We start from the raw sequence: 26,309 nt of genomic DNA on the forward strand, positions 1-26,309 counted from the left end.
GTCGTTGTCATCCCAGACGCTTCATGCTATATTGATTGGTAACAACATCAGATATTAGTAGGAGGTACTAAATGGAAACTCGTGAGATAGAAATATTGCTCCAAGCTTTTAACGCAACGGACTTAACCAGAATGGCCTACTCCAAAGAGGGCTTCAGCCTCGTGCTCGAGCGGCAGTCCGACAAACCTGTTTTCGCTGAAACCCACGGTATAAGCCAACCGTCCATAAGCGCTCCTGCATCATTGCCAGTCGCAGCGCTTAACTCAGCCCCAGTCCCAGCACCTGCTCCAGGGGCAGCAACCACAGCAGCCCCCACCGCCCCTGCAGCTTCCCCTGAAGACCTGATCAAAGCACCACTGGTGGGTGTCTTCTACAACGCCCCGGCGCCAGACGCAGCGCCGTTTGTCACATCAGGACAAACGGTCAAGAAAGGTCAAACCCTGTGCATCATTGAAGCCATGAAAGTCATGAATGAAATTCAGGCGGAGTGGGATGGCGTGGTAGATCAGATCCTGGCAAGGCCCGAGGACATTGTCGAATACGGCCAGCCGCTCTTCAGCATCCGGAGGCTGGGATGATCAAGAAAATCTTAATCGCCAACCGCGGAGAGATCGCGGTGAGAATCATTCGCGCCTGCCGAGAGCTGGGCATTCAGTCCGTGGCGGCGTATTCCGAGGCGGACCGGGAGTCCCTGCACGTCCTGCTGGCAGATGAAGACTTCTGCATTGGCCCCGCCAGCGCACGGCTCAGCTATCTTAACGCAAACGCTTTGATCCAGGCAGCCAAGGCCACCGGTGCGGACGCTATTCATCCGGGCTATGGCTTCCTCTCCGAAAACGCCGAGTTCGCCCACGCCTGCCGCGCCGCCGGCCTGAGCTTTATAGGTCCTGAGGCGGCGCACATCCGCATGATGGGCGACAAGGCGAAAGCCAGAGAAGTTATGCAGAAGGCCGGCGTCCCTGTAGTCCCTGGCACTGAAGGCGCCGTGGAGGATCTGGAGACCCTGCGCGCCGAAGCGGAGAGAATTGGCTACCCCCTGATGGTCAAAGCGGCCAGCGGCGGCGGCGGCCGGGGCATGCGGGTGGTGGAGTCGCCAGACACCCTTGAAAACGCCTGGCAGACCGCCAGATCCGAAGCCAAGGCCGCTTTCGGGGATGACCGCGTCTACCTCGAGCGCCGAATTGTGAAGCCCCGCCACGTCGAAGTTCAAATTTTAGCTGATGGTCACAGCAACATCCTCACCTTGGGTGAGCGGGACTGCAGTCTTCAGCGCCGCAACCAGAAAGTCGTTGAGGAATCTCCGTGTCCGGCGCTGACAGAAGCGCAGCGCCAAGGTCTCTACAAGGCCGCCGCAGACGCCGCCAGAGCCGTTCAGTACATAGGTGCCGGCACCATAGAATTCCTGCTCGACAGTACGGGCGAGTTTTACTTCATGGAAATGAACACCCGGATCCAGGTCGAGCACCCTGTGACGGAAATGGTCACGGGCATTGACCTCATTCAAGCCCAGATCCGCATTGCCGGCGGTGAAGCCCTAAGTCTCAAACAGGACGAAGTTCGCCTGAATGGACACGCCATTGAATGCCGCATCAACGCTGAAGATCCGGCGCAGAATTTCCGTCCTGCAGCCGGCACGGTCGAAGCGCTCCATCTTGCAGGCGGTTTTGGCGTCCGCAATGACTTTTTCATTTATCAGGACTACAAGGTGCCCCACTGCTATGATTCCATGCTGGGCAAAATCATTGTCTGGGGAGAAACCCGTTCAGAAGCCCTGAACCGCATGAAGCGGGTCCTGGATGAGACCATCATATCCGGTATGAAGACCAACCTTGAATTTCAAAAGCACCTCATTGAGCTGGAAGACTTCCAGTCCGGCGACTTTCATACAGGCACCCTGGAAGCCAGGCTGGATGAGTTGATTCTCACCATGAACCAGAATTCGAAAGGAGCTTAACCATGAAGCTCGATTTTCTTAAAAGAAAGAAATGGGTCAAACTGGAGCTGTCAAACCAAGCATGGACATCTGGTGGGGGACAGTCCCCAACCGCGCATGTGGCCCAGACACCGGCTGTAACAACAAATGCTGGCGGGGCCCAGTCCCCCACCGGAAAGTCAGACGCTGGTGTGTCCCTGTCCCCCACCAAAAACCCGCCAGGCCCGGATGAAGTTGCATGCCCCGGCTGCGGCACTCTCCATTCAAAGCAGGGCTGGGCACGGAACTTAAGAGTCTGTCCAGCCTGCGGCAAGCACGGCAGAATCACCAGCGTGGAACGCGTGGCGCAGATCCTCGATCTGGAGACCTTCAGTCCCATAGCCCAGGAAGTCACTTCAAAAAACCCTCTGAAGTTCCCTGACTACCAGGAAAAACTGGACAAAGCCAGCTTGCAGTCCGAAGCTGGTGACGCCGTCCTGACCGGCACGGGCCGCATCCACAACATCCCCGCAGCGCTTTTCATCATGGAGCCCGACTTCATGATGGGCAGCCTGGGCAGCGCCGCCGGAGAGCGCATTACGCGCCTTGTTGAGACCGCCATAGAGAACCGTCTGCCCGTCATAGGCTTCTGTGCCTCTGGTGGCGCCCGCATGCAGGAAGGCATCCTTTCCCTGATGCAGATGGCGAAGACCTCGGCAGCCCTTGGGAGACTCTCTTCAGCAGGCCTGCCCTATATTGCCGTGCTCACGGACCCCACCACCGGCGGCGTGACCGCCAGCTACGCCATGCTGGGAGACGTGATTCTGGCAGAGCCGGGGGCCCTCATTGGCTTCGCCGGCCAGCGCGTGATCGAGCAGACCATCCGCCAAAGCCTCCCCGATGGTTTCCAGCGCGCAGAATTCCTCGTCGACAAGGGCTTCGTCGACCGAATTGTCCACAGAACAGAAATGAAAGCGGCCCTCGAGCAGCTTCTGAAGCTTCACGGATTCGCGTCAGTGTCAGTCGCGGCCGTAACCATAGAATCGAAGGGCGGTGACACCCATGTCTCATAAGCTCGATTTTGAAAAGCCCATCTTTGAACTGGAGGAGAAGATCCAGGGACTGCGCCAGTTTTCTGAGGACAATGACCTGGACCTCGGCGCGGAAATCCGTAAGCTGGAAGACAAGGTATCTGAACTCAGACGCGAGACCTTCAGCGGCCTCTCCGCCTGGGACTGCGTCCGTCTCGCCCGCCATCCGGGAAGGCCTACCACCCTGGACTTCATAGATGGCATCTTCGACGACTTCATTGAGCTCAAAGGCGACCGGGCGTACAGCGATGATCCCGCCATGGTTGGCGGCCTGGCCATGCTTGAAGGCATTCCGGTCACGGTTTTAGGACATCAAAAAGGCCGGGACACCGCAGAGAACATACGAAGAAACTTTGGCATGCCCCATCCTGAGGGATACCGGAAAGCTCTTCGACTCATGCAGCAGGCAGAGAAGTTTGGGCGACCGGTAATCACCTTCATTGACACCGCCGGCGCTTACTGCGGCCTGGGTGCCGAGGAGCGGGGACAGGGCCATGCTATTGCCAACAACCTCATCACTATGGCAGGTCTCAAAGTCCCGGTCATCTCCGTGGTCATTGGCGAAGGCGGCAGCGGCGGCGCCCTTGGCATAGGCGTGGCCGACCGGGTCGCCATGCTGTCCAGCGCAGTTTACTCCGTGATCTCGCCGGAGGGCCTATCCAGCATTTTGTGGAAGGATGCCACAAAAGCCAGCGAGGCGGCAGCCGTTATGAAAATGACCGCCAGGGACATTGAGGCCCTGGGCGTCATTGATGCCATTATTGAGGAACCCCTGGGCGGCGCCCACCGCCATCAGGCTCAGACCGTTGAGGCGGCTGGCAAGTGGATCAAACAAACACTAAGTGAGTTGAGAGCGATGCCTCTGGAAGCTCTCCTCGAAGCCAGGTACGGCAAGTACCGAGGAATGGGGCAGTACGAGGACTAAACGACTCAGTAAGAGTTAGTGTGAATTTACACTAAGCTTTGGCAACGAAGTTGAGTTGGTGACAGGCACCATGTTTGTTTTTGTCCGCGTCACCAAACCCTCAAAACAGATTTTATACAGTAAACGAGACAAAAAACACGACCATCAGCAGGATTAAAGCAATCAAAAGCTTTAAATCTCTTGCCGATGGTCGTTTAATTTTTGCTGACATCAAATTTCCCACACAAACACTTAAATTTACAATGTGATATAATTGAGGAAGAATTTGTGTATTCGACGTGGTAATTTCCTTCAAGGAGCAATTTGGCCCAGCAAAGGTTGGATGATGCTATTGTTTGTGAAATAGGACGACCATCGGTAAAATGCTCAAGGCATTAAGTGCAAAACTCTGCCGATGGTCTCGCCACCGCCCACCACCGCCCAATATGGCAGAATCTTTGATCGCGGGAAATCCACTTCTTTAAAAGCGAATTTGATCGATTATCAAACCGAAAAAATTGTCTGGAGGGATTTAAGTGAACCGTCGCAGCACGTTAAACCATTTATTCCAGAAAAAGCTGCTTATTTTAGTCTGCATTGCGTTACTTACGATATTCGCAGCTTCCTGCTATTGGTATCCAAAGGGGGATCCGATTCCTGATGATGATTATGATCCCACGAACCCGTCGGACGTAGTTCGAATGGACTATATGCTTTGGCTTGAAGAGGAATATACCGATTATACCCTGAGCATGAAAGTGATCAAATCCGAGGTGGATGAGCTTGAGACGCAGCGTCAAATTGAGCATTATAAAGGCAGCGAGTTCGCAAAAAGCCGCGGCTGGACGGATGACTACCTCGACGAGCATTTTGCTGTCGTTAAAGTCAGGTACGAATGCGAACTCGATCACAGCAAAACAGCTATACCGGATGGTTTACTGGAATCCTATGTGATTTTGGAGCGAAACCCCAAGGATGGCATTTGGTTCATTGTGGACCGCACAAATCCTGTTGTGGTTTTAGAGTAAGCGTGCGTGGTGGGGATGGGTGACCATCGGCAAAGCACTTTAAGGCGTTAAGTGCAAAGCTCTGCCGATGGTCGCGCCTTCCACCCAACACCGCAAAAAGCACAATAAAAACAGCCTCTTCCCGCAATTTGCCGGAAGAGGCTGTTCAACTTCTGTGTCATTTTGCTGCCTGTGTGCGCATGCTTTGCGCAACCATTGGCCAACTACTCTTTTAAACTCTTTTAATCTCTTTAGAAACTAAGCACCCATAAACATCTTAATGTCTTCGTCCGCCGTGCCTATGCCGCCAATACCAAAGGTCTCGACGAGTACTTTTGCCACGTTTGGAGAAAGGAATGCCGGAAGCGTTGGTCCAAGGTGGATGTTTTTAACGCCCAGGTGAAGCAGTGCGAGGAGAACGATGACAGCCTTTTGCTCGTACCACGCAATGTTGTAGGCAATCGGAAGCTCGTTGATGTCGCCCAGCTCAAAGACTTCCTTGAGCTTCAGCGCGATGAGCGCAAGAGAGTAGGAGTCGTTGCACTGACCGGCGTCGAGGACTCTCGGAATGCCGCCAATGTCACCAAGCGGCAGCTTGTTGTAACGGTACTTCGCGCAGCCTGCTGTAAGAATAACAGTATCCTTTGGAAGCTTCTCAGCGAATTCCGTATAGTAGTCGCGGCCCTTCATGCGGCCATCGCAGCCCGCCATGACGAAGAACTTCTTGATCGCGCCGGACTTGACCGCGTCGACCACTTTGTCTGCCAGAGCAAAGACCTGCTCGTGAGCAAAGCCGCCAACAATAGTGCCAGTCTCGATCTCAGTCGGAGATGGAAGCGTTTTAGCCATAGCAATAATCGCTGAGAAATCCTTCTTGCCATTTGCGTCCGCTTCAATATGCGTGCAGCCTGGGAAGCCGGAAGCGCCTGTGGTGAAGATGCGGTCTCTGACCTTGTCGCTCTTAGGCGGCACAATGCAGTTGGTCGTGAAGAGGACCGGGCCGTTGAAGCTCTCGAACTCTTCGAGCTGCTTCCACCACGCGTTGCCGTAGTTGCCCGCGAAGTTGTCGTATTTCTTGAACGCCGGGTAGTAGTGCGCCGGCAGCATTTCGCTGTGGGTGTAGACGTCCACGCCTGTGCCTTTAGTTTGCTCCAGGAGCTGCTCCAGGTCTGCCAGGTCGTGGCCGGAAATCAGGATCGCAGGGTTCTTTTTAACGCCAATGTTAACCTGGGTAATTTCAGGATTGCCATATTTGGAAGTGTTTGCGCCGTCCAGGAGGGCCATTGCTTTAACGCCGTATTCGCCGGTTTTGAGGGTCAGCGCTACAAGCTCGTCCGCGCCGAGGCCGTCGTTCAAAGTCGCTGCCAATGCCTCATAAACAAAAGCATAGATCTCGTCACTCTCTTTGCCAAGGTTCAGAGCATGGTGCGCATAAGCCGCGTAGCCCTTGAGGCCGTAAATGATCAGCTCACGGAGGGAGCGGATATCTTCATTTTCAGTTGCGAGGACGCCAACGCCAGCCGCTTTTGTCAACATCTCCTCTTTTGAGCCAACGACGAAGACCGCTGCGTCATGAAGGCTGGAAACCGGGATACCCTTGGAAGGCGTCTCTTTAGCGAGGCCCAGGAGCTTCTTGAAGAAGCCAGCTTCCGCTGGAGGGCCAGCGACGACCATAGCTCTCAGGTTATCTCTGAGGGTAATCATCTTGTTGATGTCTTTGACAAACGCCGCGTCGTCAAAGTTGGCGTTGGTGATGGTCATGAACAGGCTCTTCAGAACCTCGTGGTTGACTTCGCCCAGGTCCTTCGCGTCAAGGCCGCCCTTGACCACAATATCGGAAACCCCTTTGACCGTGTAGATGAGCAGGTCCTGAAGGTTCGCGGTCTCCGGCTGCTTGCCGCAGATGCCGACAACATTACAGCCTGTACCCTTCGAAGCTTCCTGGCATTGATAACAAAACATTGACATTTTTTTATACCCCTTTCGGTTTGTGCGCTGAGTGCGCTTGGATTTGTGCATCAGAACTTATGGACTCATTGTGTCATGTTTTGAGGGCAAAGGATGTAACGCAGGTTACGGCGGTGAAAATTCTTTGATAAATTTTCGTCATAAAACTTAAGATTAGGACTTTTGCCGATGGTCACCTGTCCACCACAGTTTCAAAACAGCCATCTCGAGCTATGACAACAAAAATGCCGGACCAAGCGTAACGCCCCGTCCGGCACAAATGTCAACTTTCTATCTCTTTTTTACTGCAGCGGCTCATCCAGCATGACGTGTCCCAGGGTTTCGCCTATGCGGCCCTCCACCAGGATCTGGACCCTGTCAATGCCGTCAAATTGCTTGAGGGTCTGAACAATGGAGCCCAAGGTCATCAGCTCCCCAGCGCTGCCGCCGGAGTGGTTGTCGAGGAATTCCTGGGAGAAGTCAACGGTGCAAGTGCCGTCTGCTATGCTGATGTCGAGAAGGCGCGTGCCCTCTGGAATAGTTGGGTAGAGGTCAGGACTCTGTGGTCCCCACAGAAGTGCTTCGACTGCGGCTCTGGCGACAGCGCCGTCAGAAACAAGGAGGGTGCGGGATTCGGGCAGGACACCATCGGCATTCGGGGCTCCGAAATAGAGGTCAACGGTCACTTCCGCCAGCATGCCGCTCATGTAGAGGCTGTAGGAGGCTGGGAAGTCGCTTTCGCTGAGCTGCAGCAGCTTCTCGACGGAGAGGACGCCAACGCCTTCGCGAAGGACGCGGAGCTCGTAGTAATTGGAAGCGGTGTCTTCATAGCGGACAGTGTACTGCATGGCGCCGTCCACCATTTCAGCGGCTTCTATGGTGCTGTTCAGGGTGACTGCTTCGCCGGTTTCAGGGTCGATCACGCTGTCCTCCCAGGTGGTGCCGGCTTCAAAAGGCAGTTGAATAAGGGTGAGCCGGTCGAACTTCGAGTCCAGCATCATTTCCTCGGTCTTTTCCTGGATGAGGGTGTTGCCGCTGAGGATGTACTTAATGGTCAGGGCGGTGTCGAGGCTACCCTCGCCGCCGGACATGTCCGCCACGTCGCCGGAGATTTCGTAGACGCTTTCGTTTTCGGACTCAATGAGCGCGTCCAGGGTCATGGTGTGGCCGTACTCCGCGAAGCCGTTGTAGATCCAGGTGTAGCCAGTCTCGGAGGGCAGCAGGGCAGAGAGGGCTTCTTTTTCGAAGACCTCTGTCTCGGAAGGCCGCTCCGCAGGCGGATTTGCAGGCTCAGCGGGCGGTTCGGGCTTGGTGCAGCCGGTGAAGGCCAGGAGGAAGAGGAGGAGTGCGGCAATGAGGAGGGTGCTGGCTTTCAAGCCTTTAAAAACAAATTTATTGGACGTCATGGGAAACGCTCCTTTCTGTGTTGTATGGCATTGGGAACAGGGTGCTATGTATTAGACGAGTGGGCGCTGCTGGTGGTTCCCATCAGTTGCCCTTCTGGAAAGTTGGCAAAACATCAGCCTCTATCTGACAACGCTGTCCGGCAGAGGCTGAGGGCTGACATTTGGTTGTGTTTTCTTAAGTGGAGCGGGGTGGTGAAGGTGGTGGGGGTTATGGGACCATCGGCTAAAAAAAAGTCTTTAGGGTTTTAAGTCGCGTGAATGTTTATACATCCCCAGGCTTGGTCTGGTCGTCCGAGCCCTTGCGGATGACTTTGTATTCGCCGGTCTCGGTGTTCAGGTCGTAAATGCTGAAGTTGGTGTCTATGTCGAAGCCTTCGAAATGCTCCGCAATGTTGATGGACGCTGAGCCCTCCTCGCCGCTGACAATCCTGTGGAACACGTACTGCGGCCAGACCAGCAGGGCGCCGCCCTCGTAGACCAGCTCCCCGTTTTTATAAACGGCGTGAGGTGTTACCGTGAAGCTTTCGACCTTCCCGTGGGCCGGCGTGAAGATTTCAACATGCCGGGTGCCGCTTAGGACAATGAGATTGTCCCCCTGGCAAGGGTGCATATACCATGGCCGTTCCACGTCACCGACTGGGCCAGGGGAAACGGCGGCTTTTTCGTGGAGCACCCGGTCAATGGAACCTATCTTGGAATCGATGATGTCCAGCGGGAACAGGTCGAACACCACGCCGGGGGTCTGCCTCAAGAGATTGAGTTTATAAATGCTGTATAAACCAGGGACTTGCTCGATTAATGTGCTCATGTGTAGGCCTCCTTTGTCAAATTAAAATGGATTGGATTTTGAGCCTTTGAAACCATTGATACCCATAAGTGGCCGGGGGAAACGCGGAAATGTGTGGTGGGGGACTGGGACGGACCGCGAGAGGAAAATGGGGCAACAGGTATCGGCCGAAGGCGCCTTTTCCTCAGGCCACTCCCCATCAAATACTATTTCTGCCGATGGTCACATCATTCCCACTGCTTCCCGCCGTCGCAGATGTTTAAAGTTATGCTATAAGGGGAATAAATACTTAAAAGATATTGTTTTAACACATACGGGAGTGATGATCTCAAGGGGGCAGACTGGACGCCAATACTCTTGAGCGAGCTGGGGCGTAACCGACCGAAGATGGTCGGTTTTATTTTTGCGAGCGTTTTTATGGTGTATGAGAGGCGGATGGTGCGAATGGATCAAAGGTGGACACTCTCACGATTGTAGATAATTGGAGGTGGCATTTTATCATGAAAAAGAGATTACTTACCATTCTGATGATTTTGATGTTGCTGTTTTCATTGATGCCGGCGCAGGCGTTTGCTGAGAAGGCGGAAGCTGAAGCAGGGCTCAAGTACCTGAATATTGGGGATTCGATTGCGGCGGGGCTGAGTGCGCTGCCAAATGAAGAGGACTACTTTGCGCAGTACGCAGGGTATTTGGGGGAGGAAAATTTATTCAGATTTTATTCGCCAATTCCTGAATTGCCAATGCCGCCATATACCTGGGATGACGGAGCATATAATCTCGGATTTCCTGGTCTTGACAGCATAGAGTTGTTAAAGGCACTTAATAATGAATTTTTACCAAGCATGACAGATCCCCACTATGCATTACAAGTACAATTGTTAAATCTGATACCACAAGCGGACGTCATCACCATCAGCATTGGTGGGAACAATTTGCTGACCCCGGTTATTGCGTCAGTATTTGACATGTATGATCTGGAACCTGGCGTTGACGATGAGAATGATTTGATGGCTGCAATCATTGCGGGCGGAGAAGCGAATTGGAATGCAAATCTCCAGGCGTTTGTCATGTCCGCTTTAAGCTCTGATTATCCATCATTAGGATGGTTCCTCGAAACCAGAACCGCTCAATTCTTAGAGGATTGGCCAGCCATACTGGATCAGATTGAGCTGCTGAATCCTGAAGCCCATATCATTGCCATGACCCTCTACAATCCTATTGAGAAAGACGACTGCGAAGCGCTGTTCGAGCGCTATGAGGCACTGGTTCGCCCTATGAATATGGCCATGAGAATGACTCAAAACAGAGCCATGCTGGCCAATGTCGCCAATGCTTTCAGAAAAGAGCCGGATGCGGTGGCTTTCAGGTTGACCTGGATGGATGCAGGTATGATGATGCCGCCTGTTCTGATAGATCCGCATCCAACGACCATCGGCCATCAGCTGATCTTTGAAGAACTTATGAAGGTCAGGAATCCTAGAGCTTTCCAATGATAAGAAGAGTAAAGTTTGAATGACATTTATTGACCTTTCGGGACCAATTTTGGAAACTATCACGGTTAGGCGTGTGAAATGACATTGATGAAAGTTTGTAAACTCAGGTGTGATCTTTGAGCGTATGGTCAATGGTTGCCAAAATAATATGGAGGTGTATAGATGATAATAGGTGTACCAAAAGAAATCAAAAATAATGAAAACAGAGTTGGAATGACCCCTGGTGGCGCAAAAGCCTATATCCGCAGAGGACACAAGGTTATTGTGGAAACCCATGCGGGTGAAGGCAGCGGTTTCCGTGACGAAGAGTATGAGGCTGTCGGATGTGAAATCTACTCAGATGTCAAACAGCTTTTCGCGGATGCGGAAATGATCATCAAGGTTAAAGAGCCACTGCCTCCAGAATACGAGCTGTTCAAAGAAGGGCAGATCCTCTACACTTACTTGCACCTCGCGCCGGCTGCGGAACTTACCAAAGCGCTGCTGAAGGCGAAGATCAAAGGTATAGCCTTTGAAACCGTTCAGTTGGATAATGGTGCCCTTCCACTTTTGGCACCAATGAGCGAAGTCGCGGGAAGGATGTCAGTTCAAATTGGCGCGACGCTTCTTCAAAAATTAAATGGTGGTTTAGGTATTCTTCTAGGCGGTGTCCCTGGTACAGCGCCTGCTGAAGTTGTGATTATAGGCGGAGGCAATGTGGGCACAAACGCGGCGAAGATGGCAGTGGGACTAGGTGCCAGAGTGACCATATTGGATACAAACGCGGCCAGAATGGCTTATCTTGATGATGTATTCAACGGTCGCGTAACTACGCTGGCCTCTAATGAACATAATCTTGAGGAAGCGGTGGAAAAGGCGGACTTGCTGATTGGTGCCGTTTTGATTCCTGGTAAAGCAGCGCCGAAGCTGGTTAGTGAAGATATGGTAAAGAAAATGAAGGACGGCGCTGTTATCGTAGATGTGGCAATAGATCAGGGCGGTTCCATTGCGACGATCGACAGAGTAACGACTCACGACAATCCTTCCTATATAAAATATGGTGTGGTACATTATTCCGTTGCCAACATGCCAGGTGCGGTGCCGCGAACATCGACCATTGCTCTTGAAGCGGCCACGCTGCCGTATGGCTTGATGCTGGCGGACAAAGGCTTGGAACAGGCGGTTGAAGAAAACAAAGCATTGATGAAGGGCTTGAACGTCTACCTTGGGAACATTGTGTATCAAGGTGTCGCGGACAGCTTGGGCATGCCATATGTCGACTATGCTTCTGTAAAAAAATAGCATACCTTGGAAGTGTTTGTCTTGGGTGATTAATGAGCGTATTGGACTGGACCATTGGAAATGGTCAATAGACGCAATATTAACTATAGCTTTGTAAATTGCTAATCTATGTTTAAGAGTCACACCTGAAAAGCAATAAGGACGACCAAGCCCCCATTGCAAATGCAAGGGGGCTTCTTCCATCCCTGGTCACTTTAGAAGACACCATAAAAAGACGCCATAAAAAGAAGCTGGCAGCTTCTTTTTCCAGATAAATTTTAAAATTTAATTAAATCATACTAATTTATATGAATATAAATGGGTATAAATTAATGAGTAGTAAGTCAATTATAATCCCTTCAATGGGTTCAAATAAACTTTATGGATGTAACCACACCTGTTCAACACCCCACACAGAAAGGAGGGCCTGTTCAATGTCGGAATTAAAGGTCGATGTCAGAGGCGAAACGTGCCCAATTCCTTTGGTGGAAATGCGCAAAGCACTTAGAAAAGCCGCCGAAGGGGATATCATTGAAATCACTGGAACCCACCCGGCATCTCTGAAGGAAATTCCAATGGCGGCCGATGCCTTGAACGTGAAAATCATCAGCGAAGAACAGCAGGGAGAGGTTTGGACCATCAAGCTGCAAAAATAGAAAGGAATTTCAGCCGGTATAATGAAAAGGGGATGTCACTATGGCTGAAAAGGCGACTATTATTGTTCACAGCGGAGATCTCGATAAAATGTACAGCGCCTTAATCGTTGCAAACGGCGCTTTGTCTATGGGGATGGAAGTGTCCCTGTACTTTACGTTCTGGGGACTGCTGCGACTGAAAAAAGGCGGCTTAAGCAAAGGGCCGTTATCAAAAATGAATCTCTTTGGACTTGGACGGAGAATGATCAAAAACAGGATGCACAGAGCCAATGTCGCCTCTCTGGAACGGCTTATGGCGGACTATAAAGAGCTTGGCGGCAAAGTTATTGCCTGTGAAATGACTATGGAAATTATGGGTGTTAAGAAAAGTGACTTGAATGAAGACATTATTGACCAATATGGCGCTGTGGGAACCTATATCCAGGAAGCCAGAGAATCCGCCATTACGTTATTAATCTAAGGGTGAAAACTATGACTGAAAATAAAATTTATATGGATAACGCGGCTGCGACGAGACTGGATGAAGCCGTGTTTGAAGCTATGACACCGTGCTATTTTGAGAATTATGCGGTGGCAACATCGGAATTTGGCTATTCCCAGGGTCTTGAGGCAAGAGAGACGTTGGCGGAAGCCAGAGCCGCCATCGCGAGTGTTTTAGGCGCTGACCCTGAGGAATTTATCTTTACGTCAGGCAGTACAGAATCCAGCAATCTGGCGCTGAAAGGCGTTGCCAAGGCACTTGGGACCAAGAAAGGCAAGCACATCATTGTCTCGAAAATTGAAGATTTTCCTGTTCTGCAAAGCGCGAGAGCTCTTGAAAAACAAGGCTTTGAAGTGGATTATCTGAATGTGGACGACTATGGCTTTGTGAGGCTTGACCAGCTGGAGTCGCTTTTGAGACCGGATACCATTCTGGTGTCGGTTCAGCATGCCAATCATGAGATTGGTACGGTGCAGGATCTTGGGACCATCGGCAGGCTTTGCAGTGCTAAGAATGTGCTGTTTCACACGGATGCCACCCATACCTTTACCAGGCTGCCACTGGATGTCCGGCGCATCAAGGTGGATCTGATCACGGTCAGCGCCCATACCCTTCACGGTCCGAAGGGCATTGGCGGGCTTTATGTGCGGCGGGGAACGCCTCTTGAGAAAATTGCCGATGGTGGTTTTCAGGAATTCAACCTGAGGGCGGGCCTTGAGAATATTCCCGGCGCCGTGGGGTTTGCCAAAGCGGTTTCGCTGGTGACGGAAGAAGAAAACGCGCGTCTCAAAGACCTGCGCGACCAGCTCATTGAACAGGTTGTCGCTAAAATTCCTTTGGTGACGCTGAATGGGGATCCGCAGAAGAGAACCCCACAGAATGCCAACCTCTCCTTTCATCATGTGGAAGGCGAGTCCATTACCCTGCACCTGGACATGTATGGGATTGCGGTGAGTACGGGTTCAGCTTGTTTCAGCAGGTCGCTGGAAGCCAGCCATGTCATGATGGCGATAGGCGGGGATCACGAGCGAGCCCACGGGTCCATTCGCTTTACTTTTGGCAGATATAATACCATGGAGGAAGTTGACCTGGTGGTGGAGACTTTGGCAAAGATTGTTGAGAATTTGAGAAAGATCAGTCCTTTAGGGAAACAGGGAGGCGTGTAAAATGGCTTTTCCTTATAATGATATAGTTTTGGAACATTTCAAAAATCCGCGCAATGTCGGGAGAATTGAGGATGCGGATGGTAAAGCGTCTGAAGGCAGCCCGGCATGCGGGGACATGGTCTCGGTTTATATCAAGGTAGATGAGGCGACTGAAAAAATCACGGACATCAAGTTTGAGTCCTATGGCTGCGCCTCCAACATTGCGACGGGCTCGATTATCACGGAAATGGCCAAGGGCAAAACGCTGGAGGAAGCGAAAAGCATCACGTGGCAAGAGGCGTCACAGGCCCTGGGTGGACTGCCGTCCATCAAAGCGCATTGCTCGGTGCTGGCGGTGGAATGCTTAAGGAGTGCCATTTTGAATTACGAAGAAAAGCATGGCCTGGTCACAAATTTGGAACCGACAACGGAGGAAATTGTCAGAAAGAAATTGAGACGGGTCATGAACCCTATGAAGGGCTTGGATGTGGTGGCGACGAATCTGATCAGGGATATTGCGATCAGTGAGGGTGTAATTCGCGTGGTGGTGGATCTGCCTGAAGACCATCAATTCGCGGCAACGATCAAGGAGGAAGCGAAAGAGAGGCTTGAGAATTTGTGGGATGTGAAACAGGTGGTTATTGAGTTTGCTACGGCATAGAATGTTATAGCTAAGTGAAAATGGTCATGATCAGCAGTGTTTATTCTGCTGGTCATGACCATTTTGGATTTTTGTTGATTTTTGCGCATAAAGTACTACAATCAAGAACTTGTGACAAATGATTATAAACTATGCCCAGTGACAGAGAAAAACAGAACGGGGGTGTTGTGTTTTGTGTTTAGAAGCAGTGTATTTGTCAAATTAACCTATATAAACTAACTTAATAACCTAGCATAATAGATATTTCTCTTGCGGTTTCTTTCATTTTCATTGCAATTTCCTCAATCTTTTCTATACTCAATCTAAAGGATGGTCCGGAAATAAACAGGGCAGAAATGACTTCGTGCTCTGCGTTAAAGATTGGTGCTGCGATTGATGTCAAGTTTTGTTCCTGTTCGTTTATGCTCACTGAATAGCCAAGCTGCCTTATTTCTTCAAGCTGTTTAAGTGAGAGCGATGGATCTTCTAAAAGAAAGGTCTGAATAATGGAATCAGGCATATATGCAAGTAAAAGCTTTCCTGAAGCGCCGCGTGTCATAGACATTCTGGTACCAATGTCGATAACGCGATGCAGAGGTTGTGTACTTGGGACACAATCAATGCAAACCCTTTGATTTTTATTGACAACGTATAAACCTACACTCTCATTATACCTATTTCTTAAATTGATAAGGAACGGCCTTGCTATAGTTCTCAGATCTTCGCCGGATAAGCATATTGAGCCGAGGTTAGCTAATTTGTAACCTAAACTATATTCTAAAGATTTTTCATTGCGTTTTAGATACCCCATACTTTCAAGCGTAGAAATTATTCTTGAAGCTGTGCTAGGGTACATGTCAATCAATTTTGAAATTTCTACCAAGGAAAGACTTGGTCTTTGCTTAGTAAAACAATCCAAAATCATAAGTGCTCGCTCTATAGACTTAACAGTTGATTCATTCTTCATAGTCCTTTACTTCCTTTTTCTAATTTGTGTAAGCATTGTAACACAAATAGAAATACTCCGCAATTTTTATAGGCGTTGCGAATATTTAAAAATTAAACTCAAATGCAATTTTTGATTTAAAAAGTTATAGGAATTGAATCTATTTTCAATAGAATCGCCCAGCAGTAAGATAGAAGTTCTTTTAAAAAAATTCTGTTAGACGGAAATGATTTCTGTTTTTTAATGATTTTCTGTTAGTCTGTTATGAATCATAAAATCTTCAAATAAACAGAAACAAACGAAAACATAATGAAATAACTAAAAATAACGAAAAGAGCGAATGATTTAAACTAATAGGCGATGGTTTTGATATCTTAATTAACAAATCGTTTTCATTCTGCAGAAATGAAACCTTGACACTTTGCATAAATCATGGTACTTTTGAGCTACAAAAAGAAACGATTTCTATTTACGACGAATTAGGAGGGAAATATGATTAGAGATTCGATAACGTTGAATTGTTCGATAATTCGCGGAGGAACAAGCAAGGGCATCTTTTTTCTCGAAAGTTCAATACCACCTGCAGGCGCAATGCGTGATCAAATACTTCTATCAGTTTTTGGAAGTCCGGATTTACGACAGATTGACGGATTGGGCGGCGCGAATTCTCTGACAAGTAAAGTCTGTATTATAGGACCATCTATAAGAGAAGATGCGGATGTCGACTATACCTTTGGTCAAGTCAGTGTAGATAAGCCAATTATTGATTGGAAGGGAAATTGCGGCAATTTAACAGCTGGTGTAGGGATCTTTGCAATTGAGCAAAACCTTCTTAAAGTAACAGAACCGACAACAACCGTTAGGATTTTTAATACAAATTCGCAAAAGATCATCCACGCAACCTATCAAGTGAAAGATGGGAAAGTGATAGTGGATGGGGATTATAGTATACCAGGAGTTCCGGGTACTGGGCCGAAAATTAAAATTGAATTTTTCGATCCGGCAGGATCTATTACAGGAAAACTGCTTCCAACTGGAAATGTTAAGGATCGAATTGATTTAGGAGAAAAAGGCTTATATACCATTTCAATTGTTGATGCCGGTAATCCAGTTGTGTACATGATCGCGGAAGAACTCGGACTTAAAGGAACTGAACTGCCTGTAGAAGTAGAGGGTATGCCAAAAGTGCTTGCAATAATTGAAGAAGTCAGAAGTATTGCTGCTGAAATGATTGGCATTGTATCAGATCGTTCTGTTGCTACAGCTAAGAGCCCTGCGTATCCTAAAATTGGTTTCGTCAGTCCGCCTCAAGACTATATCAACCCAGAGGGAATCCTTATTGAAGCACACCAGGTAGATCTTGTATCGAGACTGGCATCCATGCAAAAGATGCATAGGGCTTATATGATAACAGGCGCCATCAGTACTGGTGCAGCAGCCAGCATACAGGGTACGGTTGTACATGATGCGATCAGTCAAAGAGCTAAAGATAGTAATACATTAATTATCGGACATCCATATGGTCCAATGGAGGTGTCAGTAGATAAGGAAAATGAAACAGTAATCAAAGAGGGGGTTTACCGAACAGCAAGAAAAATTCTGGACGGACAAGTGTATATACCGTATTCTCGGATTGGATGAAAAGTATTCTGAGGAGGTGAAATAATGAAAGACAGACAAGGCAATCTGTTGTTTTATGCTTTACTTATTATTCTTGGTATATTTATGGAATTCTTAATTATCCCAAATTTCATCAAACAACGAGCAAATGTAGACATAGGTCCGGAGGTATTCCCTCAACTGATAACTGGAATCCTTATTGTTCTCTCGATTGCGGGTTTTATAATGGAATATCGGGCGTTGAAGAAGGAAGGCGGCAGTTTTAAAGGATATAAGATCATGCTGAAATCATACTTTCCGCATTTTCTCTTTTTACTGTCGGGCCTAATTTTCTTGATTTTGGCTCCTAAATTGGGATTTGTTGTTGCTGCTATTCCGTTTATGTTCTTTACTTTATGGTTATTTGGCTCAGAAAAAAAACTATTAAATCTAATACTCTCCGTTACATATCCAGTAGTGCTGTTTTTAATATTTACTCAGGTTCTGCGGATCAATTTCCCTGCAGGAATCTTTGGAATTTAGGAGGGATAGTATGATTGCAGAAGTGTTGTCACAATTTTTGTCTATCCAGCCAATCATTGGTCTTTTCCTGGGCGTTTTCGCAGGAATTGTTGGAGGCTCAATGCCTGGAATAAGCCCTAGTATGACTATTGCGCTTCTATTGCCAATAACACTATATATGCCAACGGTAACATCAATCTCTGTATTGATGGGCGCTTATCAAGGGGCAATGATGGGGGGGTCAATTTCAGCGATTCTGATCAATACACCAGGTACTGCGAGTGCGGCTGCGACGATGCTGGATGGTTATCCAATGAATCAAAAGGGACAGACCAAAAAGGCGCTTCAAGTTGCACTTTACGCCTCCTGCACAGGTGGGGTCGTCGGAATCTTTATTCTACTTCTCTCAGCTCAACCACTTGCAAAAGTAGCTTTGATGTTTGGCCCACCGGAATACTTTGGATTAATGACGTTGTCAATGGCGCTCATTGCAGGGATCTCAGGCAAATCTATGCTCAAAGGTTTGATTGCTGGTATGATTGGTTTACTCGTGTCGGTAATCGGGTTAGATCCAATATACGGCAGTCAGCGTTTAACTTTCAAACTGCTTGGATTAGCCGATGGTGTCGATACATTATCCGTGTTTATTGGAGCATTTGCAGTTTCTGAGCTGCTTGTTCAACTTGGTACAGGGAGAAGTCTGTTAAATCAGAAGGTAGAAGCTATAGGAAAGTTGCAGGAAAGTCTCACGCTAAAAGAGTACTTTGGTCAAATGTTTAACATGGTTCAATCGGGAGTCGTTGGAGCGCTGATTGGAATTCTTCCCGGTATAGGAGGCAGTACTGCCAGTTTTATGGCCTATGCTTCGGCTCAAAAAAGATCAAAACACCCTGAAGACTTTGGTACAGGCGTTATTGATGGCGTTGCAGCTGCCGAGGCAGCCAATAATGCGGTTTGTGGAGGCGCGCTGGTGCCAATGCTGACACTGGGTATTCCCGGCGATGTCGTTACAGCCATTCTAGTTGGCGCGCTTATCGCTCAAGGTATCAAACCGGGTCCGATGCTCTTTGTGGAGAATATGTTTGATGTTTATACCATCTACTTTGCGCTGCTATTTGCGATAGTAGCATTAGCGATTGTTGGTACTTTTGGTATTCCTGTATTTTCAAAGATAGTTACAGTTAGAAAATCAATCCTATTGCCAATGGTATTCTTAATCTGTTTTATTGGTACATATGCTTCGAGATCTGACTATTTTTCATGCTATGTCATGCTGATCTTTGGTGTCGTTGGTTATCTTCTTAGAAAATTCAGATATACTCTTTCGCCAATGATTATAGCATTCGTTATAGGCGGGCAGTTGGAGTCAAATTTTCGACGAAGTTTATTGCTTGATCCTGAAATAGGTTGGCAAATTTTCTTTACTCGTCCTTTGGCGGTATCTTTGATCATTATTTCAATTGTTGCGACAGCATTAATGATCCGAAGCAATTTAAAAAGCAATGCAACGACTTAGATCACTTTTTCTGATCTGTTATCAACACGGGAGTCACTCATTGAACAAAATTGAAAGGGGTACTCAACATGAAAAAATATTTTTCGATACTTTTTTTGATCTTTGCGCTAATCCTTACCGGATGTTCAACAGGAACTGATAATGCTCAAGGCAGTCAAGGGAGTGAAACTAAACTTGACTATCCCACTAAACCAATAGAATTGATAGTGCCTTATGCAGCAGGCGGGGGCACGCATTTGGCGGCAGAACTCCTTTCTCCGGACGCGCAGGAATATTTGGGCCAACCTCTAAGTATTGTCTGTAAACCTGGCGCTGGTGGCGCGATTGGAGCGAACTATGCTGCGATGGCTAAGCCGGATGGTTATACACTTCTTTATCATACATTTTCACTGCCTGCCACTGTTGCTATGGGTGATGTGGACTTTGCTGCAGAAGACTTGATTGGCATTGCTCAATGCAGTACAGTTGCACCGGTACTTGCCGTCAAAGCAGATGCACCTTATAGCAATGCTCAAGAGTTGGTTGATTGGGTAAAAGCAAATCCTGGCAAATTAACATGGAGTTTTCCGGGTATTGGCTCTTCTCTGCATATTTGCGGTGCGAACGCCTTTAATGCTATGGGCATTCAGGACCTTGTCGTTGAAGTGCCATATGATGGTACCGCAGAAGGTATTGCTGCAGTTCTTGGCGGTCACATTGATGTGGTAAGCTGTTTTACGACTTCCTTAGCAGAGCAGCTTAAGGCTGGTGAAATGAAACTGATTGGTGTTCAAGCGCCTGAAAGAGTAGCTGAATATCCTGATGAAATGACTTTCGTCGAACAAGGCTTTGATGCAGTGACTACAAGTTGGAGGGGTGTCTTCGCACCAAAAGGCACACCGCAGGAAATACTTGACTATTTGAATGTCAATCTCGAAAAACTAATCATGAGTGACAGCTATCTTGAAAGAGCGACGACTTTGGGAGAGGGAAGAGTTTACAAAAATATGGATGACTTCACCCAACAATACTTAAGCGATGTTGAAATGGTAGAGCCTTTGCTCAAGAAGATTGGACTTCTCGAATAATTATCGTATAAAAAGAGCTTCCTATGAGCCTGTCTCCCGGGAAGCTTTTTTAAAAATAGTTAATTTATCATTTAAATGAATACTAATCCCAAAGTAACATTTTCTGATAATTATTGTTTAAGGTGGGAATCACACATGTTTGAACCGAATAAAAAAATTCCTTGTGTCTACATGCGTGGAGGAACAAGTAAAGCATTGTTTTTTAACGACAAGGATCTGCCAACAAATGAAGAGGAAAGGGATAGGATTATCCTGAGTGCCTTTGGTACCCCTGACCGGCGTCAGATTGACGGTATGGGTGGTGCGAATACTTCTACAAGTAAATGCGCGATTATTAAAAAGAGTGACAGACCTGATGCGGACATAGAGTATGATTTTGGACAAGTCGACGTCAACAATCCAATCGTTGGAAAAACCATGAATTGCGGAAATATTTCTTCTGCGGTGGGGCCATATGCCATTGATGAAGGACTAGTTCCGGCGACAGAACCTATGACTACAGTACGCATCTTCAATACGAACACCCAGAAAATTATTGTGTCTCAAGTGCCGGTTAAAGATGGCAAAGCAATGACAGAGGGCGAATTTGCGATAGACGGCGTTCCTGGTACAGGGGCAAAAATTACATTAAAATTTATGAACCCTCAGGGTGCAGCTTCGGGTAAATTATTGCCCACGGGCAGCCCTAAAGACGAAATTGTAATAGATGGGAAGAAATATGAATTCAGTTTTGTCGATGCGGCTAATCCGGTCATTTTTGTTCATCCTGAGGATTTCGGATTGTCTGGCACAGAGACGCCAGCTCAATTTAATGCCTTGCCAAATTGCGGAGAAATTTGCCGGATTTTGGAGATTATCAGGGGCACAGGAGCGATCACTATAGGTTATGCGAAAGATCTTGAAGAAGCGCGCATACATAGCCAGACACTACCTAAAATTGCGTTTGTGACAAGTCCGGTGGCATACGAAGCAGGCAGTGGTGAGCAGATTAAGTCAGATCGAATTGATATTGTCGGCAGATTATTCTCGGTGGGCATGAAAATGATCGATGCCTATATGGGTACAGGCGCAATCTGCACAATAACGGCTGCAAATACTCCAGGAACTATAGTTAATGATATTGTCGGCAAACAAAAAAACTCACATCAGATAGATCATGTCCGTATAGGGCATCCGTGGGGTGTTATGGATGTATTCGCGGATTTGGCCATTCATGAGGATGGGTCATATGAGGTTTTAAGCGGCAATTTGGAACGTACAGCCAGAAGAATCATGGAAGGCTTCGTCTTTGTTCGAGCTTAATTTATAATGCTGAGGATTCTTTAATGAGTAAATTCGCTGAGACCGATAATTGGAGTGATCACTATGGATCGTGAATTAAGATTCAGAGAGTATTTGCCCAGACTGATAGACTTAGATCGGACAAAGCTTGAAATGTTTCTGAAAAGTCAAGGCCTTGAATATGAGGATGACATTATCTATGCATGTGGATATGCAGACGATCAAGATCATCTGCTGGCATGTGCGTGTTGCTCCTATAACACGTTGAAGTGTTTTGCGATTGACAGTGAACTAAGAGGAAGTAATTTGTCCGGACAGATGATTTCAAATCTGATCAGCAATCGAATCCAGGAAGGTGTGTCTCATCTGTTTGTCTTTACGAAACCAGAGAATGTGGCATTGTTTGAATCCAGCGGTTTTTACATAATCGCTGAAACTAACAATGTGGTGATGCTGGAAAACAAAGCCGCTGGAATCGAACAGTATATCAGGTCTTTAAGAGTGAACACCTGGGATTCAGATACTATTGGCGCCATAGTAATGAACTGCAATCCATTTACTTTAGGGCATCGTTACTTGATTGAGTATGCGTCGAAATTATGTGAGAAACTCTATATTTTTGTTGTAGAAGAAAATCAGTCGGCGTTTTCATATGATGTGCGCCTAACCCTGGTAAAGCAAGGTGTTTCAGACCTGGATAATGTGACGGTTTATCCAAGCGGGCCATACATTATTTCGAGCTCGACATTTCCAACTTATTTTCTTAAGAAAGATATCGATGTGACCTTGACTCAGGCGGAACTTGACATCGCAATTTTTGCACAGAGAATTGCGCCTGCCCTGAATATTAAGCTGCGTTTTGTAGGAGAAGAACCAAAGTGTCATACAACACAAAAATATAATAATGCTATGAAGAGAATATTGCCTGAATATGGTGTCGAGATCGTTGAAATACCTAGAAAAGAGACAGAATGCGGAAATGTAATCAGTGCGTCAACAGTGAGAGCGCGACTTTCTGCAGAGGGTGTTGGAGAATGGCTGCATGACTTCGTGCCGAGAACGACATATGAATTTCTGTGTAATCCAGAAGGGAAAACAATAATTGAAAAACTGAAACAACCAATTTAGGTCATTTGAGAAAGGAGCGTCTCATGAAGATCATAAAGACCGCGATTGCCGGAACGTTGGAGTCGGGCGATGTCCAGATCATGATTTCACCTAATGAGGAAATTGGACTTGAGATAAATCTCAACAGTATTGTAAAAGCGCAGTTTGGAAATGCGATCATGGCAACTGTAATGGATGTGCTAAAAGGATACGACATTGACAAGGCAACAGTTCAGATTCAAGATAAAGGTGCCTTTGACTGTGTGATACGGTCTCGGATGCAAACGGCGGTTTGTAGAGCCAGCGGGAATTTGTTCGACTGGAAGAGGGTGGAATAGACATGGATCAAACCATAACACTGAAAAGAACCTCTTTGTATGTAAGCGGGTCAAGTCCAGCTAATATGAATCAAGCAATATTTTATAATGAAGATTGTATTGTTTATGATTTGGAAGATTCGGTGCCGTTGACAGAAAAGGACGCAGCGCGCCTGCTCGTTTACAATACGGTCCGTTTTCACAGACCAAAAGATAAATATGTACTGATACGAGTTAATGGTATTTACTCTGAATTTTTCGATGAGGATTTGGAAGCATCAGTCCGCGCAAGGCCGGATGCTCTGAGAATTCCTAAAGTCGAATCCGCCGAGGAAGTCAGGCTGGTCTCAAAGAGGATTTCCGAAATTGAAGCACAGGCAGGGATTGAAGCTGGCAGCATTAGGATCTGGTGTAACATTGAATCTTATTTGGGGGTTCTCAGGGCAGAGGAAATTGCGAAAGCGGATTCAAGAGTGGGAGCGTTAAGTTTGGGCGCGGAGGATTATACGGCAAGCGTCAAAGCAACCCGAACAAAGAAAGGGATGGAAATCTTTTTTGCACGTAATGCCGTTCTCCTGGCTTGCCGCAGTGCCGGAATTGATGCGCTTGATGCAGTATATTCAGATATAAATGATGATGAAGGGTTGCGTGAAGACACTGCCCTTACAAAAAATTTGGGTTTTGATGGCAAAACTGTTGTACATCCCCGACAAATTGACATAGTCAACGCATTCTTTACGCCAAGTCAAAAGGAGATTCAGCAAGCGCTTCGGATTCTGGCTGTGGTAGATGAAGGAATAAAAATGAACAAGGGCGCTGTCACGTTGGATGGGAGCATGATTGATAAACCTATGGAGCTTCGTGCCAGGACTGTGTTGGCGCAAGCAGGCGCAGCTGGAATTGACATAGGAGGCCATTGATGATGTTGATAAATAAATATGGACGCGAATTACCGGAAAAGATAGGCAATTACGATGTGAGACCTTACAGAGGACCTTGGGAAGCTGAACCTGCTGACAGAACTGTTTATACAAACCGCAAAGCTCTAAGAACGCCAGGTGGTGGGAGCAAAGTAGTCAGATCTCTAAAAGAGGCAATTCTGAAAAGTGGTTTGACGGATGGCATGACGATTTCATTTCATCATAGCTTTAGAGAAGGTGATTTAATTGTCGGACAGGTGCTCACAATCATTCGTGAACTGGGCATAAAGAACTTAAAATTTGCCCCCAGTGCAGTCGTCAATATCAAAGAGCCTTCATTGGTGGATTTTATTCGTGAAGGCATTATCACAAGCATTGAAGCTAGTGGTATTCGTGGGGAACTTGGCGATGCCATTATGTCTGGGGTTATGGAAAAGCCTGTCATACTAAGGCCTCATGGCGCGCGTCCGAGAGCTATAGAAGCAGGGGAACTTTCCATTGACGTCGCTTTTATTGGAGCCTCTGCGGCAGATTTATATGGAAATGCAACCGGGCAGATTGGACCAAATGCCTGTGGCGCTTTGGGATATTCGTTTATAGACGCGTTCACTGCTCGCAAGGTAGTTGTAGTGACGGATCATCTGGTGGATTATCCTTGCACACCAATTAGCATCTCTCAGCAGTATGTTGATATCGTGGCCGTGGTGGAGAAGATTGGAATCAGCGAAAAAATAGGTGCGGGTGCTGCCCGTGTCACCAGGAATCCGCGCGATCTTCTGATTGCAGAACGGGCAGCAGAAATGATCGCTGCCTCTGGACGTTTTGTCGATGGATTTTCGTTTCAAACCGGTGCTGGCGTAATCAGTATAGCCTGCACGAATTATCTCTCAAAAAAAATGGAAGAGCACGGCATTAAGGCGAGTTTCGCGCTAGGCGGCATAACTTCCAATATTATTGATATGTATCAAAAAGGTCAGGTGCGAGTATTGGCGTGTTCGCAATCTTTTGATGACATCTCTGCCAGGGCGATGGCGAATGAAGTCAATATTATTGAGATCGACAATGCTGTTTATTCAAATCCACACTCTAAAGGGAGTATGCTGGACCAATTGAATTTCGGAATTCTGGCAGCGCTCGAAGTGGATATTAACTTTAATGTTAATATACTCACTGGTTCGAGTGGTGAAATGATGGGAGGACTAGGCGGCGGACCTGATGTGGCATCTGGCGCGGACTTCTCCATTGTCACGATTCCTATTGTAAGAGGGCGTACACCCTCAATAGTCAAAAAGGTATTTACTGTCTGCTCTCCGGGTGAAACCATCGCGGCGGTTGTTACAGAAGCCGGAATAGCGCTGAATCCGGCACATAAATTTTATAATGAGCTGAAAGAAGATCTTGAAAAAAGTAGTTTGAAACTTGTCACCATAGAAGAATTACAAAAGATCGCTGAGTCTATGACGGGTGTGCCAGAGCCAATTGAAGTGACCGATAAGATTGTATGTATTGTTGAATATAGAGATGGTACCGTTATTGATGTTATTAGGCAAATAAAGCGATGATAAACTAAGAAAAACTTCGGTCATCCTACCTGCTGGAGTGTCGGATAACGCAGTTTCGAATTTTATGATTGTGATTTTGACATTCTGATGGACTTAGTTTGTAGAATGTTAATGGGGTTCTTTACACCGAAATGTAAAAAAATGAATAATAAGTATAATAATTCAAAAGGAGTGAATCTAATGAAAGACAGAATAAAAGAACTTATTCCTGAAATTGATTGGATTATAGAAGATGAACTTAAGAGCAAAGTGGTCGCTACCTATCTCGATGCATTGAATATGGGGCATTGGGAACCTGATGACATGGATAAAATTCCTTTCACTTTATTAATTCAAAATTGTCCATTTTCATACCTCGATCATGTTCGCGGTGTCACGCGTGTTGCAAAGAAGGCTATGGAAGAATTCAATGCTATTTACGCCTCAAAGGATAGTAAGTACACCTTGAATCACGATCTATTGATAGCTGGCGCGTTGCTGCATGATATTGGAAAATTGGTTGAATATGAGAAAGACGAATCCGGAAAGACAGTAAAATCAAAAATGGGAAAAGATCTGCGCCATCCTTTCTCCGGTACAGTTCTTGCTCTGCGTAATGGTTGCTCGAGCGAAATTGGACATATCATCGCGAATCATGCAGCGGAAGGGGACGGGACACTTCGAGGTCCTGAAGCGGTTATGGTAAACAAAGCGGATTTTATTAATTTTGAAATCGTAAAATCATTTCTTGGAATGAAGTAGTC

The 26,309-nt window shown here is 47.3% G+C and carries 25 protein-coding genes; 21 read left to right on the forward strand and 4 right to left on the reverse strand.

The genetic code is table 11. From position 1 onward, the window contains the following. Positions 1–71 precede the first annotated feature (71 nt). The 5 genes from accB to BLP63_RS06740 all read left to right on the forward strand — a co-directional run bounded on the left by accB (position 72) and on the right by BLP63_RS06740 (position 4,935). Positions 72–578 carry an acetyl-CoA carboxylase biotin carboxyl carrier protein gene (gene accB / locus BLP63_RS06720; protein ID WP_092590141.1) on the forward strand — a complete coding sequence of 169 codons (507 nt, stop codon included), beginning with the start codon at positions 72–74 and terminating at the stop codon, positions 576–578. Further along, on the forward strand, positions 575–1,954 hold the full coding sequence (gene accC, locus BLP63_RS06725) for an acetyl-CoA carboxylase biotin carboxylase subunit (protein WP_092590142.1): 1,380 nt from the start codon (positions 575–577) through the stop codon (positions 1,952–1,954). The genes accB and accC overlap by 4 nt, the downstream gene beginning before the upstream one ends. Before the next feature lie 2 nt (positions 1,955–1,956). Then, positions 1,957–2,985: an acetyl-CoA carboxylase, carboxyltransferase subunit beta gene (accD, locus tag BLP63_RS06730; RefSeq protein WP_092590143.1), complete on the forward strand. Its 1,029-nt coding sequence runs from the start codon at positions 1,957–1,959 to the stop codon at positions 2,983–2,985. Further along, positions 2,975–3,928, forward strand: a complete 954-nt coding sequence (locus BLP63_RS06735) for an acetyl-CoA carboxylase carboxyltransferase subunit alpha (RefSeq protein WP_092590144.1) — start codon at positions 2,975–2,977, stop codon at positions 3,926–3,928. Before accD ends, BLP63_RS06735 begins: the two co-directional genes overlap by 11 nt. A gap of 515 nt (positions 3,929–4,443) precedes the next feature. Further along, positions 4,444–4,935: a hypothetical protein gene (locus BLP63_RS06740; RefSeq protein WP_092590145.1), complete on the forward strand. Its 492-nt coding sequence runs from the start codon at positions 4,444–4,446 to the stop codon at positions 4,933–4,935. Positions 4,936–5,172: 237 nt separating this feature from the next. Here the strand turns inward: BLP63_RS06740 and hcp are convergent, their stop codons facing one another. The 3 genes from hcp to BLP63_RS06755 form a co-directional block, all read right to left on the reverse strand. Next, entirely contained in the window at positions 5,173–6,882 is a 1,710-nt protein-coding gene (hcp, locus tag BLP63_RS06745) for a hydroxylamine reductase (protein WP_092590146.1), read from the reverse strand. Between the two features lie 281 nt (positions 6,883–7,163). After that, positions 7,164–8,267 carry a GerMN domain-containing protein gene (locus BLP63_RS06750; protein ID WP_092590147.1) on the reverse strand — a complete coding sequence of 368 codons (1,104 nt, stop codon included), beginning with the start codon at positions 8,265–8,267 and terminating at the stop codon, positions 7,164–7,166. A 262-nt stretch (positions 8,268–8,529) separates the two neighbouring features. Further along, positions 8,530–9,075: a hypothetical protein gene (locus tag BLP63_RS06755; protein ID WP_092590148.1), complete on the reverse strand. Its 546-nt coding sequence runs from the start codon at positions 9,073–9,075 to the stop codon at positions 8,530–8,532. A 479-nt stretch (positions 9,076–9,554) separates the two neighbouring features. On the opposite strand from BLP63_RS06755, the gene BLP63_RS06760 reads away from it, so the two are divergent. The 6 genes from BLP63_RS06760 (at position 9,555) to BLP63_RS06785 (ending at position 14,750) form a co-directional block, all read left to right on the forward strand. Then, a complete protein-coding gene (locus tag BLP63_RS06760; RefSeq protein WP_092590149.1) occupies positions 9,555–10,547 on the forward strand; it encodes an SGNH/GDSL hydrolase family protein in 993 nt (330 codons plus the stop codon). A gap of 162 nt (positions 10,548–10,709) precedes the next feature. Further along, positions 10,710–11,828 (forward strand): alanine dehydrogenase, encoded by a 1,119-nt coding sequence (ald, locus tag BLP63_RS06765; protein ID WP_092590150.1) that lies wholly within the window; start codon positions 10,710–10,712, stop codon positions 11,826–11,828. A 413-nt stretch (positions 11,829–12,241) separates the two neighbouring features. After that, complete coding sequence (locus BLP63_RS06770; protein ID WP_092590151.1) at positions 12,242–12,463, forward strand: sulfurtransferase TusA family protein; 222 nt, start codon at positions 12,242–12,244, stop codon at positions 12,461–12,463. A 40-nt stretch (positions 12,464–12,503) separates the two neighbouring features. Further along, positions 12,504–12,923: a DsrE/DsrF/DrsH-like family protein gene (locus BLP63_RS06775; protein WP_092590152.1), complete on the forward strand. Its 420-nt coding sequence runs from the start codon at positions 12,504–12,506 to the stop codon at positions 12,921–12,923. Positions 12,924–12,934: 11 nt separating this feature from the next. Continuing rightward, entirely contained in the window at positions 12,935–14,110 is a 1,176-nt protein-coding gene (locus BLP63_RS06780; protein WP_092590153.1) for a cysteine desulfurase family protein, read from the forward strand. Between the two features lies 1 nt (position 14,111). Continuing rightward, positions 14,112–14,750, forward strand: coding sequence for an iron-sulfur cluster assembly scaffold protein (locus BLP63_RS06785; RefSeq protein ID WP_092590154.1), 639 nt, complete (start codon positions 14,112–14,114; stop codon positions 14,748–14,750). Positions 14,751–14,970: 220 nt separating this feature from the next. Here the strand turns inward: BLP63_RS06785 and BLP63_RS06790 are convergent, their stop codons facing one another. Further along, positions 14,971–15,696 carry an IclR family transcriptional regulator gene (locus tag BLP63_RS06790; RefSeq protein WP_092590155.1) on the reverse strand — a complete coding sequence of 242 codons (726 nt, stop codon included), beginning with the start codon at positions 15,694–15,696 and terminating at the stop codon, positions 14,971–14,973. A 471-nt stretch (positions 15,697–16,167) separates the two neighbouring features. Here BLP63_RS06790 and BLP63_RS06795 point away from each other — a divergent pair, with 471 nt between their 5' ends. The 10 genes from BLP63_RS06795 to BLP63_RS06840 all read left to right on the forward strand — a co-directional run bounded on the left by BLP63_RS06795 (position 16,168) and on the right by BLP63_RS06840 (position 26,307). After that, positions 16,168–17,316, forward strand: a complete 1,149-nt coding sequence (locus BLP63_RS06795; protein WP_092590156.1) for a 2-methylaconitate cis-trans isomerase PrpF family protein — start codon at positions 16,168–16,170, stop codon at positions 17,314–17,316. Positions 17,317–17,340: 24 nt separating this feature from the next. Then, entirely contained in the window at positions 17,341–17,817 is a 477-nt protein-coding gene (locus tag BLP63_RS06800; protein WP_092590157.1) for a tripartite tricarboxylate transporter TctB family protein, read from the forward strand. A 10-nt stretch (positions 17,818–17,827) separates the two neighbouring features. Continuing rightward, positions 17,828–19,312 carry a tripartite tricarboxylate transporter permease gene (locus BLP63_RS06805; RefSeq protein WP_092590158.1) on the forward strand — a complete coding sequence of 495 codons (1,485 nt, stop codon included), beginning with the start codon at positions 17,828–17,830 and terminating at the stop codon, positions 19,310–19,312. Positions 19,313–19,380: 68 nt separating this feature from the next. Continuing rightward, a complete protein-coding gene (locus tag BLP63_RS06810) occupies positions 19,381–20,379 on the forward strand; it encodes a tripartite tricarboxylate transporter substrate binding protein (protein WP_092590159.1) in 999 nt (332 codons plus the stop codon). A 135-nt stretch (positions 20,380–20,514) separates the two neighbouring features. Beyond that, positions 20,515–21,681: a 2-methylaconitate cis-trans isomerase PrpF family protein gene (locus tag BLP63_RS06815; protein WP_092590160.1), complete on the forward strand. Its 1,167-nt coding sequence runs from the start codon at positions 20,515–20,517 to the stop codon at positions 21,679–21,681. 63 nt (positions 21,682–21,744) lie between these two features. After that, on the forward strand, positions 21,745–22,788 hold the full coding sequence (gene citC / locus BLP63_RS06820) for a [citrate (pro-3S)-lyase] ligase (RefSeq protein WP_092590161.1): 1,044 nt from the start codon (positions 21,745–21,747) through the stop codon (positions 22,786–22,788). Positions 22,789–22,811: 23 nt separating this feature from the next. Then, a complete protein-coding gene (gene citD, locus BLP63_RS06825; protein ID WP_092590162.1) occupies positions 22,812–23,105 on the forward strand; it encodes a citrate lyase acyl carrier protein in 294 nt (97 codons plus the stop codon). 2 nt (positions 23,106–23,107) lie between these two features. Beyond that, positions 23,108–24,004 (forward strand): HpcH/HpaI aldolase/citrate lyase family protein, encoded by an 897-nt coding sequence (locus BLP63_RS06830; RefSeq protein WP_092590163.1) that lies wholly within the window; start codon positions 23,108–23,110, stop codon positions 24,002–24,004. After that, positions 24,004–25,566, forward strand: coding sequence for a citrate lyase subunit alpha (gene citF, locus BLP63_RS06835; RefSeq protein ID WP_330387107.1), 1,563 nt, complete (start codon positions 24,004–24,006; stop codon positions 25,564–25,566). Before BLP63_RS06830 ends, citF begins: the two co-directional genes overlap by 1 nt. A 180-nt stretch (positions 25,567–25,746) precedes the next feature. Next, positions 25,747–26,307, forward strand: a complete 561-nt coding sequence (locus tag BLP63_RS06840) for an HD domain-containing protein (RefSeq protein ID WP_092590164.1) — start codon at positions 25,747–25,749, stop codon at positions 26,305–26,307. Positions 26,308–26,309 lie beyond the last annotated feature (2 nt).

This window comes from Acidaminobacter hydrogenoformans DSM 2784 (genome assembly GCF_900103005.1).
GTDB classification, from domain to species: Bacteria; Bacillota; Clostridia; order Peptostreptococcales; family Acidaminobacteraceae; genus Acidaminobacter; species Acidaminobacter hydrogenoformans.